The following is a 13,000-nucleotide window of genomic DNA, read 5'->3' as shown; positions in this document are numbered from 1 at the left end:
TGCAGTGCGGGGCCGAGAAAAACCTAAGTGTGCCCGACGCCGTCCGGGGTCAAGCGCCCGCCTTGTCCAGCGCCGCGGCGAGGGCGCGGAACGGCAGCTCGACGCAGTCGTGCCGGCTGCGCACGGCGCGGACCGGGGTGAAGATCTCCAGCTCCGGCCAGGGTGGGTCGGCGCCCTCACRCAGCATCGGCTTGATCCCGGCCGCCGCCTGGCGCAGGGCCGCCGGGGCCTGGCCGATCGCCTTCTCGGCGATCAGCGCCGCCGACGCCTCGCATAGCACGCAGCCGCGCACCAGATGGCCCAGCGTCGCCACCTTGCCGTCGGCGAGGGTCAGGTCGATGGTCACCCGGTCGCCGCACAGCGGGTTGTCGATCATCGCGGACCCGTCCGGCTCTTGCAGCCGCCCGGCGCCGGTTGCCGTCCGAGCTTTCTGCAAGATCGCCTGGTCGTAGAGCGCGTCGATCATCGCGTCGGCACCTTGGACAGGGTCGACAGCGTCTCGGGCGTGTCGACGTCGAACAGCACGGCCGTGTCGCCAGCCTCGATCTCCACCACTTCGGCGGCGTGTTCGCCGATCAGGTGGCGGGCGCCGACATCGCCGGCGACCGCGGCCATGGCCGGGAAGAAGCGGCGGTCCCATAGCACCGGGTTGCCGCGCTTGCCCTGATGGGTCGGCACCACGATCGAGCGGCCTTCCGTCGGCGCATAGGCGGCGACCAGGCGCTCGATCAGCTTCGGGCTGATCCGCGGCATGTCGCCGAGGCAGACCAGCGCGGCGTCGGTCTCGTGCGGCAGCGCCGCCAGCCCGGCGGCAAGCGAGGTGCTGAGGCCCTCGGCATAGCGCGGATTGGCGGTGAAGGTGACCGCCCGGTCGGCCAGCGCCGCCTCGACCTGCTCGCGCTCATGGCCTGTGACGACGACGACCGGGCCGATGCCCTTGGTCCCCAGCACGGCGTCGACCGCATGCGCCACCATCGGCTTGCCCTCGACCGGGGCCAGTAGCTTGTTCAGCTCGCCCATGCGGCGCGATTGGCCTGCGGCCAGCACCAGCACGCCGACATTCGGCGCATGCGGCATGCCGTTGCCGTCGGCGGCGCGGTCGCGGGGCAGGGGCCGGCTGGGGATCTCGGCCAGCAGGCCGCCGACACCCATCGCCATGACGTCGAGGCGGGTGACGGTCAGCCCCGCCGCGATGCGCTGCAGCACCCAGTCGAAGCCGTTCAGCTTGGGCGAGCGGGCGCAGCCGGGCAGGCCCAGCACCGGCATGGCGCCGATGCGGCCCATCAGGATCAGGTTGCCAGGGTCGACCGGCATGCCGAAATGCTCGACGATGCCGCCCGACGCCTCGATCGCCGCCGGCAGCACGTCGCGCCGGTCGGTGATGGCCGAGGCGCCGGCGATCAGCAGCAGGTCCAGGCCGAGATTCTGCACCATGCGAATCTCGCTGGTCAGCGCCGGGGCCTTGTGGTCCGACCGGCGCTCGCGCGCCAGCGTGCCGCCCAGCCGGGCCAGCCGCTCCGCCGTCACCTGGGCGGTCTTGTCCAGCACGCTCGGCTTGGTGGTTGGCAGCTTCGTCTGGATCAGCCCGACCTTCAGCGGCCGGTAGCGTGCCAGGCGCAGCGCCGGCCCGCGCTCGGGCAGCACCGACATCACCTCGACCAGCGACACGGCGTCGGTCGGCGCGGCGAAAGGGATGATCTTGATGGTCGCGACCATCTGCTTCGGCGCAACCTCGGCCCATTCCGGCAGGGTGGCGATGGTGATCGATTCGTCCAGCCGGTTCAGCCGGTCGATCCGCTCGCGGTCGATCACGATCAGGCCGGCCACCTCGGCGTAGAGATTGACCCGGCCGGTGAAGGCGGCGCTGGCGCTCAGGCCCGGTCCCTGCACCGCCGCGGCCACGCGCTCGGCCGCCTGGTCCTCATGGATGTCGCCGCGCTCCAGCCGCGCCGCCTGGATCTCCTGGACGCCCGCGGCCTGCAGCGCCGCGATGTCGGCCGCGCTCAGCCGCCGTCCCTTGCGGAACAGCGTGCCGGCGGCGGCGACCGTGTGGGCCAGGATGGCGCCGGCGGCCTCGGCGACAGGCAGGGAGCCGAAGATCACGCGGGGGCCTTTCCGAGCGGTTCGGCGCCGTGCAGCACCGCCGTCATCTGTGCCATCACCGAGATCGCGATCTCGGCCGGGGACACGGCGCCGAGGGCGAGGCCGGCCGGGCCGTAAATCCGGGTCAGCGCGTCGGTGCCGTGGCCGCGCGCGGTCAGCCGCTCGATCCGCCCGGCATGGGTCTTCCGGCTGCCGAGCGCGGCGATGTAGAAGGCCGGCGACCGCAGCGCCACGTCCAGCGCCGGGTCGTCCAGCTTGGGGTCGTGGGTCAGGGTGACGACCGCGGTGCGGCCGTCCGGCTTCAGGGCCGCAAGGCCGTCATCCGGCCATTCGGTGCTGACCTTGACGCCGGGGAAGCGCTCATCCGAGGCGAAGGCGCGGCGCGGGTCGATCACGGTGACGTCATAGCCGGCCAGCGCCGCGATCGGCGCCAGCGCCTGGGCGATGTGGACGGCGCCGATGATTGCCAGCCGTAAAGGTGGCACGAAGGCCTGGATGAACAGCGTGCCGTCTGCGGCGGTGCGGCTGCGGTTGTGGCGCAGCGCTTCCTCGACGGCACGCTGCAGCGACTCGTCCACCGGCAGGTCGCCGGTCACCGTGCCGTCGACCACCAGGGACTGATTGCCGCTGGCCAGATGGGTCACCAGCGCCGCGGTCTGGTGCCCGGCCCGGGCGGCCTGCAGCGCGTCGAGGATCTCGCGCTTCACGACAGCCGCTCGACGAAGACCTGGACCTTGCCGCCGCAGGCCAGCCCGACATCCCAGGCCTGCTCGTCGGTGACGCCGAAATCGAGCAGGCGCGGCTTGCCGTCTTCCATCACCTCCAGCGCCTCGCGCACCACGGCGCCCTCGATGCAGCCGCCTGACACCGAGCCCTGCATCCGGCCGTCGCCGTCGATCACCAGCTGGCTGCCGGCCGGGCGGGGCGAAGAGCCCCAGGTCGAGACCACGGTGGCCAGCGCCACCGGGCGCCCTTCGGCGGCCCATGCCGAGGCCTGGGCCAGCACATCGTCATGATCGCTCATTGCACCATCTCCTGCTGGGTGGCGGCGAGTTGCCGCCACCTGGCCATGCGCCGGTCGCCACGCATCGCGTCCTCGGCCAGCACATCCACCAGCGCGGCCAGGCTGGCCAGGCTGTGGACCGGTCGGAACTCGTCGACATGCGGCATCAGGGCGCGCGCCCCCATAGATCTTGGCGCATACCCGTCCCAGCGCAACAGGGGGTTCAGCCAGATCAGCCGGCGGCTGCTGCGGTGCAGCCGGTCGATCTCGTCCTCCAGCCGGTCGCCGGCGTCGCGGTCGAGCCCGTCGGTGATCAGGATCACCACCGCGCCCTGGCCCAGCACCCGGCGGCCCCAGACCCGGTTGAACTCGGCCAGGCAGGCGCCGATGCGGGTGCCGCCGCCCCAGTCCTGCGCCGCCCTTCCGACGCGGTCGAGCGCGTCGTCGACGTCGCGGCGGCGAAGCTGCCGGGTGATGTTGGTCAGCCGGGTGCCGAAGACGAAGCTGTGGACACGGTCGCGCTCTGTGGTCACCGCGTGGAGGAAATGCAGCAGCATGCGCGAATACTGGCTCATCGAGCCGGAGATGTCGCACAGCACCACCAGCGGCGGCGGGCGTTTGCGGCGGATGCGGCGGGCCAGGTCGATTGAATGGCCGCCGGCGCGCAGCGACTGCCGCAGCGTCTGGCGCATGTCGACCAGCGGCGCCGAATGGTGCGGGGCGTAGCGCCGGGTCGGCACGTCGCGCACCGGCAGGCGGAAGCGCGCGATCGCGGCCCGGGCGCGGGCCAGCTCCTCGGCGCTCATCTGCTCGAAATCCTTGTGCTGCAGCTTCTCGCGCTCGGAGAAGGTCAGGCTGGCATCGACCTCCAGCTCCGGCGGCTCCTCGGCGTCGTCGGGCGCTTCGCCGCGGCCGGGCTGCTTGCGGTCGGCGAAGGCCTCGGCGACGCGGCGGTTGACCGCGCGCTCCTCCTCCTTGCCGGTTCGGATCTGCGGCAGCATCAGCGTCATGGCGCGCTTCAGCATGTCGGGGTTGCGCCAGAACAGGTGGAAGGCTTGGTCGAAGATCTCGCGCTGGTCGCGCCGGTTCACCAGGGTCGCGTGCAGCGCCCAGTAGACGTCCTGCCGGGTGGAGACGCCGACCGTCTCCAGCGCCTCCAGCGCCGCCAGGGTGCGGCCGGGCCCGACCGGCAGGCCGGCAGCGCGAAGGGCACGGCAGAACTGCATGACGTTGAGGGCGAGGCGGCCCGGCTCGGCCGGGTCGGGATCAGGCGACATGGCGGCCGCTCCACTCCTCGGCGAGCAGGGCGTAGACAACGTCGTCGCACCACTCGCCCTTGGCCCAGACCGAGCGCCGGAAATGGGCCTCGCGCCGGAAGCCCAGCCGCTCGAACAGGGCGACGGAGCGGGTGTTGCGCGGATCGATCGAGGCCTGCAGCCGGTGCCGGGCCTCCTCGGTGAACAAGCGCCGGATCAGGGCGTCCACGGCTTCGGTCGCAAGGCCGCGCCCCTGGGCGCCGCCGGCGAAGGTGACGCCCAGCTCGGCCAGCCGCGGCTCCCCGGCCAGGACATGGACGCCGATGTCGCCCAGCAGCCGGTCGTCCGCCCGGTCGGCGACCCCGACCTGGAACCACTGGCCCGGCAGGCCGTAGGCGGCCGTCTCCATCCCGGCCACGAAGGCCTCGGCCTCCTCCCGACTGCAGCCGTCCCAGCCCTGCCAGCGCGCGATTGCGGGGTCGTCGCGATAGGCACGGAACGCCCCGGCATCCCGCGCCGCGAAGCGTCGCAGGACCAGGCGGTCGGTCCGGATCGGGGCGAAGCCGCCGTCGCTCATACTGGCATGGTCACCGCGGCGGCGGCCGCGGCGTTGATCTCCGCCCGCATTTCGGAGAGCAGCCGCGCCGCCTCGGCGCCCTGGATGCGCTCGATGTCGTCCTGGTATTTCAGGATGGTGCCCAGCGTGTCGCGCACCACGTCGGGGTCGAGCTCCAGCACGTCCAGCTCGGTCAGCGCCTGGGCCCAGTCCAGCGTCTCGGCCACGCCGGGGTGCTTGAACAGGTCCAGCCGGCGCAGCTTCTGCACGAAGGCGACGATCTGGGCGCTCAGCGCCTCCGGCGTGCCGGGCGCCTTGGCGTGCAGGATGGCGCGCTCGCGCTCGGCATTCGGATAGTCGACCCAGTGGTAGAAGCAGCGGCGCTTCAGCGCGTCGTGGATCTCGCGGGTGCGGTTCGAGGTGACGATGACGATCGGCGGCTCCGCCGCCTTGATGGTGCCGAGCTCCGGGATCGTGATCTGGAAGTCGGACAGCACCTCCAGCAGGAAGGCCTCGAACGGCTCGTCGGTGCGGTCCAGCTCGTCGATCAGCAGCACCGCCGGGCCGGCGGCGTCCGGCTCCAGCGCCTGCAGCAGCGGCCGGCGGATCAGGAAGCGCTCGGCGAAGATGTCGCTGGCCAGCTGGTCGCGGTCCTGCACGCCGCCGGCCTCGGCCAAGCGGATCTCCAGCATCTGGCGCTGGTAGTTCCACTCATAGACCGCCGAGGCGATGTCGAGGCCCTCGTAGCATTGCAGCCGTACCAGGCGCCGGCCCAGCGTCGCCGCCAGCACCTTGGCGATCTCGGTCTTGCCGACCCCGGCCTCGCCCTCCAGGAACAGCGGCCGCTTCAGCCGCAGGGCCAGGAACAGCGCGGTCGCCAGCGGGCGGTCGGCGACATAGTCGCCGCGCGACAGCAGGGCGAGGGTCTCCTCGACGGAGGCAGGCGGAGCGTTCATCGGACGAATCCCAATTTTCCGGCAGGATAGCCGTTCCGGCCGAAGATGCTATGATGGCGACGATGACCGAGAACATGGAAAGCCTTGTCCTGGAGCACTTGCGCCACATCCGCGCAGGGCAGGATGCCATGCGCGAGGATATCCGCGAGATTAAGGTCCGGCTCAGCAATCTGGAAACCGAGATGGGCCAGTTGCATGTCGAGATGGCCCAGGTCCACGTCCGGATCGCCGAGCTCTCCGTCCGCGTCGACCGACTGTCCAACCGGATCGAACGAGTCGAAACGCGCCTGGGCCTCATCGAAGTCTGAACAGAACGCAGTCCGATAGGAAGCGGCATGACTGAATCGAAAAGCCGGGTGGCTCTGGTCACCGGCGGCTCGCGTGGCATCGGCAAGGCCGTCGCCCTGGCACTGGCCGAGGCGGGGACAGCGGTCGCCGTGAACTATCGCGAGCGCGGCCAGGAGGCGGAGGCTGTCGCCCAAGCCATCCGCAACAGCGGTGGCCGTGCCGCCGCTTTCGGCGCCGACGTTTCGCTTGGCACCACCGTGCAGAGCATGGTTCACGAGGTCGAGGACCGCCTCGGCCCGATCGACATCCTGGTCAACAATGCCGGGATGGCGGCGCCGCGCGGCCTCGATGACATCACGGAAGAGGATTTCGACCGTTCGATCGCGGTCAACCTGAAATCCGCTTTCCTCTGCACCCAGGCCGTCCTGCCGGGCATGCGGGCGCGGCGCTGGGGCCGGATCGTCAACATCTCGTCCATTGGGGCCCGCATCGGCTCCGGCTCGGTCAGCATCGCCTATGCCGCCGCCAAGGCCGGGCTGGAAGGCCTGACGCGCGGCTATGCCCTGCGGCTGGCGCCGGAGGGCGTGACGGTCAACGCCGTGGCCCCAGGGCTGGTCGATACGGAGATGGGCCAGCCGCTGATCGAGGCGGGCATCGCCGCCCGCATCCCGGTCGGGCGCAGCGGCACGGCGGACGAGATCGCCCGGGCGGTCATGCTGCTCGTGGACAACGGCTACATCACCGGCCAGACGGTCGCGGTCAACGGCGGCTCGCTGTTCTCCTGAGGCGGGCTACGCCGCGTCCGGCACCCTCTCGCCGTGCAGGTCGGCGGCCGGGGTGAACAGCTCCTGCGGCTGCGCCACGCCGCGCAACCGGCGGGTTCCGGCGGAGACCAGGCGCACCGGGCTCAGCTCGGCGAAGCGGGACGAGGTCAGGATGCGCCGGCCGATCAGCTTGGTCATCTGCTCGATCCGTGCCGCGCGGTTCACCTCCGGCCCGACGACGGTGAAGTCGAGCCGGTCGGGCGCGCCGATATTGCCGAAGATCACCTCGCCGACATGCAGGGCGATGCCGGCGTCGATCGCGTCCAGACCTTCGGCCCGGCGGCGGACGTTCATGGCATCGATGCCGGCGAAGGCATCCAGGGCCCCGATCAGGCTGCGGGCGCAGGCCTCGGCGGCATCCTCGCCGTCGCCAAGGCGGAAAATGGCGAGGATGCCGTCGCCCATGAACTTCAGCACCTCGCCGCCGGCGCCATGCACCGCGCCGACGACGATGGTGAAGTACTCGTTCATCAGCTGCAGCAGGGCGTCGCGCGGCGTCGCCTCGGCCCGGGCGGTGAAGCCGCGCATGTCGCAGAACAGGATCACCGCCTCCAGCGACCGGGCGGCGCCGCGCACCACCTCGCCGTCCAGGATCCGCCGGCTGGCCTCGCGCCCCACATAGGTGTCGAGCAGTTGCATCATCTTCTGCCGGTCGACCATGATCTCGCAGACGGCGCCCAGCGCCGGCAGCAGCTTCTCGACACAGGCGATCTGCTCGTCGGTGAAACCTTGCGGCACGTCTGAGGCCAGGCCGAAGCCGGTGGTCCAACGGTCGGTGCCGAAGCGCATCGGCAGCAGCACGTAATCCGTGGCGCCCTGCTCGCGCAGCTCCCGCAAGACCGGGAAAGCGAGATCGGCGCCCGGCCCGACCAAGCGCCGGCGTACCGACAGCCCGGTGCGGTGCATCTCTCCCATCGGGCTGTCGTGATAGGTCGGCGTCTCCGACAGCGCGCGTTCGAACCGGATCTCGCGCACCTCGTCGAAGGTCGGGCGCCATTCATAGGCGGCGGCGCTGACTTGGGGCTGGAACTGCGGCAGGTGGAAAGACAGCCGCCACAGCGGATAGCCGGCCTGGACCAGCCGCTCCGCCAGCGCCTGCAGCAGCGGGGCCGGCGAGGGCAGGGCGCGCGCCGGCCCGAGCAGCCAGCAGATGATCTCGTCGGGGTCGAGCATTGTTTGAGAATGGCCGGTGATCAGGGTTTCGGGAAGATGCATGTCGTGCAGCGGCGCACAGGGGGCGTCACGCGCAGAGACGTCCATTGCGAAGCTATGTCACTTGCGATAATTTCGACCAGTCAAATCAACCAGTCGAGTCCTGGTCATGCGTAGAGTTCAGGCGTCAGACGCCAAGACGCATTTGCCTCAGCTTTTGAGCGAGGTTGAGCGCGGCGAGACCATCGTGATCACCCGGCACGGCCGGGCGATTGCCCGCCTCGTTCCTGATACGGACCAGCGGCAGGATCGGCTGCGCCATATCAAAGAACAGATCGCCACCTTCCGCCGATCGGTACCAGCTCTCGGCGCGGAGGACGTCCTGTCCGCCCGTCACGAAGGGCACAAATACTGATGCCGTTCGTGCTCGATGCCTCGGTGTCAGCCTGCTGGCTCTTGCTGGATGAGATGGATTCCCGCGCCGATGCCGCCTTTGCCAGGCTGGATACGGATCAGGCAGTAGCGCCGGCGTTGTGGTGGTTTGAGATACGCAACATCTTCATCATCAACGAGCGGCGCGGTCGCCTCGATGCTGCCGACACCCACCGCGCCTTGGCTCTGCTGGAGGATCTGCCGATCCTGATCGACCGGGCGCCGGATGATTCTCTCATTTTGACTCTGGCCCGCCGCCATCGTCTGACCGTCTATGATGCCGCCTATCTAGAGTTAGCGCTGCGCAACGGCCTGCCGCTCGCCACCTTGGACGCCGAACTTTCGGTTGCAGCGCGGGCCGAGAATGTCGAACTGCTGGGGGCCTGACGACAACGGCCCACCCCGGTCTCCCGGAGGCGGGCCGTGATCGGAACAGTAAGGATCAGCCGGCGGCCTGGACCGCCCGCTTGGCCATCACCTTGACCAGATGGGCGCGGTATTCGGCCGAGCCGTGGATGTCGCCATTCATACCGCCGGGGTCGACCGACAGCCCGTCCAGGGCTGCCGCCGAGAAATTGCCGGCCAGCGCCTGCTCGGCCTCGGCCCAGCGGAACGCGCCGTCCGAGCCAGCGCCGGTGACGGCAACGCGGATGCCGCCGGCGGTCCTGGCCACGAACACCCCGACCATGGCGTAGCGGCTGGCCGGGTTGTCGAACTTGATGTAGGCCGCCTTCTCCGGCTTCGGGAAGTGGACCGCGGTGATCAGCTCGTCTTCCTCCAGGGCGGTGGTGAACATCCCCTGGAAGTAGTCGTCGGCCGCGATCTCGCGCTTGGTGGTGCGCACGGTGGCGCCGAGCGCCAGCACCGCCGCCGGGTAGTCGGCGCTGGGGTCGTTGTTGGCGACCGACCCGCCGAGGGTGCCGCGATTGCGGACCTGGGCGTCGCCGATGTCGCCGGCCAAAGTTGCGAGGGCAGGGATCACCCGCCGCACCACGTCCGAGGCCGCGACCGCCGCATGGGTGGTCATGGCGCCGATGGTGAGACCGCCGGCCTCCTCCTTGATCCCCTTCAGCTCGGCCGCGCCGCCGAGGTCGACGACGTCGGAGGGCGAGGCCAGGCGCTGCTTCAGCGTCGGGATCAGGGTCATGCCGCCGGCCAGGAACTTGCCGTCCGAGGCGGCGGTCAGCTTGGCCACCGCGTCGGCCGCGGAGGAGGCCTTTTGATAATTGAAGGCATACATCGTCGTTATCTCCTCACTCAGCCGCCAGAGCAGGTGCGTGGATCGCCCGCCACACCCGCTCCGGCGTCGCCGGCATGTTCATGTCGCGGCCGATCGCATCGGTGATCGCGTTCATCAGCGCCGCCGGCGCCGCGATCGCCCCGGCCTCGCCGCAGCCCTTCACCCCGAGCGGGTTGGAGGGGTTGATGGTCTCGATCATGCCGACCTTGAAGCTTGGCAGGTCGTCCGCCCGCGGCATGCAGTAATCCATGAAGGAGCCGGTCAGCAGCTGCCCGGTCTCCAGATCATAGGCGCAGTTCTCAAGCATCGCTTGGCCCAGGCCCTGGGCGACGCCGCCATGCACCTGGCCCTCGACGATCATCGGGTTGATCACCCGCCCGAAATCGTCGACTGCCGAATAGTTGGCGATGGTGACGATGCCGGTGTCGGGGTCGATCTCGACCTCGCAGATCTGGGTGCCGGCCGGGAAGGTAAAGTTGATCGGATCGTAGAAGGCGCTCTCCTCCAGCCCCGGCTCCACCCCCGCGGGATAGTTGTGCGGGACGTAGGCGGCGAAGGCGACCTCCTGGATCGTCTTGGCCCGGTCGGTGCCGGCCACGGTGAACTTGCCGTCCTTGAACTCGATGTCGGCCTCGGCCGCCTCGAGCTGATGGGCGGCGATCTTCTTGCCCTTGGCGATGATCTTCTCTGCCGCCTTGAAGATGGCGGAGCCGCCGACGGCGAGCGAGCGCGAGCCGTAGGTGCCCATGCCGAACGGCGTCTTGTCGGTGTCGCCATGCACGACCTCGACCTGGTCGGCTGGCACGCCGAGATAGCTCGACATCAGCTGGGCGAAGGTCGTCTCGTGACCCTGGCCGTGGCTGTGGCTGCCGGTGTGGACGGTGACGTTGCCGGTCGGGTTGAACCGGATCTTCGCCGATTCCCACAGGCCGACGCCGGCGCCCAGCGACCCGACCGCGGCCGACGGCGCGATGCCGCAGGCCTCGATGTAGCTGGAGAAGCCGATGCCGCGCAGCTTGCCGCGGCCCTGGCTGTCGGCCTTGCGGGCCGGGAAACCGGCGTAGTCGGCCAGCTTCAGCGCCTCGTCCAGCGCCTTCGGGTAGTCGCCGCAATCATAGGTCATGATCACCGGCGTCTGGTACGGGTACTGGGTCGGCTGGACGAAGTTGCGGCGGCGCAGCTCCGCCGGTTCCAGCTTCAGCTCGCGCGCCGCCAGCTCGACGATGTGCTCGATGACGTAGGTCGCCTCCGGCCGCCCGGCGCCGCGATAGGCATCGACCGGCGCGGTGTTGGTGTAGACCCCGTCGACCTCGCAATAGATTGCCGGGATGGCGTATTGCCCCGACAGCAGCGGCGCGTAGAGGAAGGTCGGCACGCAGCTGGCGAAGGTCGAGAGATAGGCGCCGAGATTGGCCGTGGTGTGCACGCGCAGGGCCAGGAACTTGCCGTCCCGGTCCATCGCCAGCTCGGCATGGGTGACGTGGTCGCGGCCATGCGCGTCGGCCAGGAAGCTCTCGCCGCGCTCGGCCGTCCACTTCACCGGCCGGCGGACCTTCTTCGCCGCCCAGACGCAGACGGTCTCCTCGGCATAGATGAAGATCTTCGAGCCGAAGCCGCCGCCGACATCGGGCGCGATCACCCGCAGCTTGTGCTCCGGCGCGATGCCGATGAAGGCGGACAGCACCAGCCGCGCCACATGCGGGTTCTGGCTGGTGGTGTAGAGGGTGAAGCTGTCCGAGCCGCGGTCGTATTCGCCGATCGCCGCCCGCGGCTCCATCGCGTTCGGGATCAGCCGGTTGTTCTGCAGGTCCAGCTTGGTGACATGGGCGGCGCGGGCGAAGGCGGCCTCGACATCGGCCTTGTTGCCCAGCTCCCACTCATAGACCGTGTTGCCCGGGATGTCGTCATGCACCAGGGAGGCGGCGCTGCGGGCGCTGTCGGTGGCGACGACGGCCGGCAGCTCCTCATAGTCGACATGGATCTTCTCGGCCGCGTCCTTGGCCTGGTCCCGGGTCTCGGCGATCACCACCGCGACATGGTCGCCGACATAGCGGACCTTGCCCTGGGCCAGGGCCGGGTGCGGCCCCGCCTTCATCGGTTCGCCGTTCTTCGACTTGACCAGCCAGCCACAGATCAGCCCGCCGATCTTGTCCTTCGCCAGGTCGTCGCCGGTGAACACGGCGATGACGCCGGGCGCCGCCGCGGCCGCGCTGGTGTCGATGCCGCGGATCCGGGCATGCGCCACCGGCGAGCGCAGGAAATAGGCATGGGCCTGGCCGGGGCGATCGATGTCGTCGGTGTAGTGACCGTTGCCGGTCAGGAAACGATAATCCTCCTTGCGGCGCAGCGGGGCGCCGATGCCGTCATGTGCCATGATTGCGCCCCCCTCATTCTGCTGCGACGCGCTGGCCGCCGGATTTGGCGGCGCAGTCGAGGACGGCCTTGACGATGTTGTGATAGCCGGTGCAGCGACAGATGTTGCCTTCCAGCCAGTCACGCACCTCGTGCTCGGTCGGGTTCGGGTTGTTCTGCAGCAGGTCGACCGCGCTCATCACCATGCCGGGCGTGCAGAAGCCACATTGCAGGGCGTGATTCTCGCGGAAGGCCTCCTGCATCGGGTGCAGCGTGCCGTCGGCGTCGGCGAGACCCTCGATCGTGGTCACCGAGCTACCCTCGGCCTGGACGGCCAGCATGGTGCAGGACTTGACCGACCGGCCGTCGAGATGGACGACGCAGGCGCCGCACTGGCTGGTGTCGCAGCCGACATGCGTTCCGGTCAGCTGCAGGTGTTCGCGCAGAAGCTGTACGAGCAGTGTGCGCGGTTCGACCTGCCGCGTCACCGACCTCCCGTTCACCGTCAGGGTCACGGTGGTGGTCATGGAATCCTCCCAAGCTGGCGTATCGGCCGCCAGGCCCGGCCACGGCCGTTGCTCGCCGCTTAGGGTGCCCGATCGAGCCATCCGAAGCGAAGGCTAGGTTTCGTCGGACGTTCGGTCAAGCCGGCCGAAGGGCCCGTTCCGCCTGCGCTACAAACGCAGTCACAAATACAGGTACAGCAGCACCAGCACGATCACGATCAGCGCGGTGATCCAGACCGCGGGGCTCAGCCCGCCGCGGCTTGGTTCGGCCGCCGGCGGCGGGACGGGACGGGGCGGCGGGACGACGGCGGGCTTCGGCGCCGGCGCAGCGG

Annotated in this window: 15 protein-coding genes; 4 read left to right on the top strand and 11 right to left on the bottom strand. The window is 69.9% G+C overall.

The window, feature by feature from the left end:
* Positions 1-49 precede the first annotated feature (49 nt).
* From AB4Z01_RS27915 to AB4Z01_RS27885, 7 genes are read right to left on the bottom strand one after another with little or no spacing between them, the layout of a single operon-like run.
* The gene (locus tag AB4Z01_RS27915; protein WP_441699245.1) at positions 50-466 is read right to left on the bottom strand and encodes an iron-sulfur cluster assembly scaffold protein; all 417 of its coding nucleotides are present in this window, start codon (positions 464-466) and stop codon (positions 50-52) included.
* Positions 463-2,103 (bottom strand): NTP transferase domain-containing protein, encoded by a 1,641-nt coding sequence (locus AB4Z01_RS27910; RefSeq protein ID WP_441699243.1) that lies wholly within the window; start codon positions 2,101-2,103, stop codon positions 463-465. Before AB4Z01_RS27910 ends, AB4Z01_RS27915 begins: the two co-directional genes overlap by 4 nt.
* Complete coding sequence (locus tag AB4Z01_RS27905; RefSeq protein ID WP_441699242.1) at positions 2,100-2,810, bottom strand: XdhC family protein; 711 nt, start codon at positions 2,808-2,810, stop codon at positions 2,100-2,102. The genes AB4Z01_RS27910 and AB4Z01_RS27905 overlap by 4 nt, the downstream gene beginning before the upstream one ends.
* On the bottom strand, positions 2,807-3,127 hold the full coding sequence (locus tag AB4Z01_RS27900) for an XdhC family protein (RefSeq protein WP_441699240.1): 321 nt from the start codon (positions 3,125-3,127) through the stop codon (positions 2,807-2,809). The genes AB4Z01_RS27905 and AB4Z01_RS27900 overlap by 4 nt, the downstream gene beginning before the upstream one ends.
* A complete protein-coding gene (locus AB4Z01_RS27895) occupies positions 3,124-4,383 on the bottom strand; it encodes a vWA domain-containing protein (RefSeq protein WP_441699239.1) in 1,260 nt (419 codons plus the stop codon). The genes AB4Z01_RS27900 and AB4Z01_RS27895 overlap by 4 nt, the downstream gene beginning before the upstream one ends.
* Complete coding sequence (locus tag AB4Z01_RS27890; protein WP_441699238.1) at positions 4,373-4,939, bottom strand: GNAT family N-acetyltransferase; 567 nt, start codon at positions 4,937-4,939, stop codon at positions 4,373-4,375. The genes AB4Z01_RS27895 and AB4Z01_RS27890 overlap by 11 nt, the downstream gene beginning before the upstream one ends.
* Complete coding sequence (locus AB4Z01_RS27885; RefSeq protein WP_441699236.1) at positions 4,936-5,874, bottom strand: AAA family ATPase; 939 nt, start codon at positions 5,872-5,874, stop codon at positions 4,936-4,938. Before AB4Z01_RS27885 ends, AB4Z01_RS27890 begins: the two co-directional genes overlap by 4 nt.
* Positions 5,875-5,927: 53 nt before the next feature.
* On the opposite strand from AB4Z01_RS27885, the gene AB4Z01_RS27880 reads away from it, so the two are divergent.
* The gene (locus AB4Z01_RS27880; RefSeq protein ID WP_441699235.1) at positions 5,928-6,182 is read left to right on the top strand and encodes a hypothetical protein; all 255 of its coding nucleotides are present in this window, start codon (positions 5,928-5,930) and stop codon (positions 6,180-6,182) included.
* Between the two features lie 27 nt (positions 6,183-6,209).
* A complete protein-coding gene (locus AB4Z01_RS27875; RefSeq protein ID WP_441699233.1) occupies positions 6,210-6,947 on the top strand; it encodes an SDR family NAD(P)-dependent oxidoreductase in 738 nt (245 codons plus the stop codon).
* Positions 6,948-6,953: 6 nt separating this feature from the next.
* Here AB4Z01_RS27875 and AB4Z01_RS27870 read toward each other — a convergent pair whose 3' ends face one another.
* Positions 6,954-8,201 carry an adenylate/guanylate cyclase domain-containing protein gene (locus AB4Z01_RS27870; RefSeq protein WP_441699232.1) on the bottom strand — a complete coding sequence of 416 codons (1,248 nt, stop codon included), beginning with the start codon at positions 8,199-8,201 and terminating at the stop codon, positions 6,954-6,956.
* A gap of 106 nt (positions 8,202-8,307) precedes the next feature.
* Between AB4Z01_RS27870 and AB4Z01_RS27865 the strand changes: the two genes are divergently transcribed.
* Together AB4Z01_RS27865 and AB4Z01_RS27860 are read left to right on the top strand one after the other, a co-directional pair.
* Positions 8,308-8,553, top strand: a complete 246-nt coding sequence (locus tag AB4Z01_RS27865; protein ID WP_441699230.1) for a type II toxin-antitoxin system Phd/YefM family antitoxin — start codon at positions 8,308-8,310, stop codon at positions 8,551-8,553.
* Positions 8,553-8,957: a type II toxin-antitoxin system VapC family toxin gene (locus AB4Z01_RS27860; RefSeq protein ID WP_441699228.1), complete on the top strand. Its 405-nt coding sequence runs from the start codon at positions 8,553-8,555 to the stop codon at positions 8,955-8,957. Before AB4Z01_RS27865 ends, AB4Z01_RS27860 begins: the two co-directional genes overlap by 1 nt.
* Before the next feature lie 55 nt (positions 8,958-9,012).
* Here AB4Z01_RS27860 and AB4Z01_RS27855 read toward each other — a convergent pair whose 3' ends face one another.
* From AB4Z01_RS27855 to AB4Z01_RS27845, 3 genes are read right to left on the bottom strand one after another with little or no spacing between them, the layout of a single operon-like run.
* Positions 9,013-9,810, bottom strand: a complete 798-nt coding sequence (locus tag AB4Z01_RS27855) for an FAD binding domain-containing protein (protein WP_441699226.1) — start codon at positions 9,808-9,810, stop codon at positions 9,013-9,015.
* 13 nt (positions 9,811-9,823) lie between these two features.
* A complete protein-coding gene (locus AB4Z01_RS27850) occupies positions 9,824-12,184 on the bottom strand; it encodes a xanthine dehydrogenase family protein molybdopterin-binding subunit (protein WP_441699224.1) in 2,361 nt (786 codons plus the stop codon).
* A gap of 13 nt (positions 12,185-12,197) precedes the next feature.
* Positions 12,198-12,689, bottom strand: a complete 492-nt coding sequence (locus AB4Z01_RS27845; protein WP_441699223.1) for a (2Fe-2S)-binding protein — start codon at positions 12,687-12,689, stop codon at positions 12,198-12,200.
* Between the last annotated feature and the right edge of the window lie 311 nt (positions 12,690-13,000).

Source organism: Inquilinus sp. YAF38 (assembly GCF_052113205.1).
Taxonomy (GTDB): Bacteria; Pseudomonadota; Alphaproteobacteria; order DSM-16000; family Inquilinaceae; genus Inquilinus.
The sequence above is the reverse complement of the archived record's forward strand: the minus strand, read 5'-3'. Positions and strand labels throughout refer to the sequence as shown.

Bases quoted from the DNA above. Each gene is read 5' to 3' on its own strand.
- AB4Z01_RS27890 (WP_441699238.1), bottom strand. From the start codon at position 4,939: ATGAGCGACGGCGGCTTCGCCCCGATCCGGACCGACCGCCTGGTCCTG.
- AB4Z01_RS27880 (WP_441699235.1), top strand. From the start codon at position 5,928: ATGGCGACGATGACCGAGAACATGGAAAGCCTTGTCCTGGAGCACTTG.
- AB4Z01_RS27845 (WP_441699223.1), bottom strand. From the start codon at position 12,689: ATGACCACCACCGTGACCCTGACGGTGAACGGGAGGTCGGTGACGCGG.
- AB4Z01_RS27850 (WP_441699224.1), bottom strand. From the start codon at position 12,184: ATGGCACATGACGGCATCGGCGCCCCGCTGCGCCGCAAGGAGGATTAT.
- AB4Z01_RS27855 (WP_441699226.1), bottom strand. From the start codon at position 9,810: ATGTATGCCTTCAATTATCAAAAGGCCTCCTCCGCGGCCGACGCGGTG.
- AB4Z01_RS27895 (WP_441699239.1), bottom strand. From the start codon at position 4,383: ATGTCGCCTGATCCCGACCCGGCCGAGCCGGGCCGCCTCGCCCTCAAC.
- AB4Z01_RS27875 (WP_441699233.1), top strand. From the start codon at position 6,210: ATGACTGAATCGAAAAGCCGGGTGGCTCTGGTCACCGGCGGCTCGCGT.
- AB4Z01_RS27860 (WP_441699228.1), top strand. From the start codon at position 8,553: ATGCCGTTCGTGCTCGATGCCTCGGTGTCAGCCTGCTGGCTCTTGCTG.
- AB4Z01_RS27885 (WP_441699236.1), bottom strand. From the start codon at position 5,874: ATGAACGCTCCGCCTGCCTCCGTCGAGGAGACCCTCGCCCTGCTGTCG.
- AB4Z01_RS27865 (WP_441699230.1), top strand. From the start codon at position 8,308: ATGCGTAGAGTTCAGGCGTCAGACGCCAAGACGCATTTGCCTCAGCTT.
- AB4Z01_RS27900 (WP_441699240.1), bottom strand. From the start codon at position 3,127: ATGAGCGATCATGACGATGTGCTGGCCCAGGCCTCGGCATGGGCCGCC.
- AB4Z01_RS27870 (WP_441699232.1), bottom strand. From the start codon at position 8,201: ATGCATCTTCCCGAAACCCTGATCACCGGCCATTCTCAAACAATGCTC.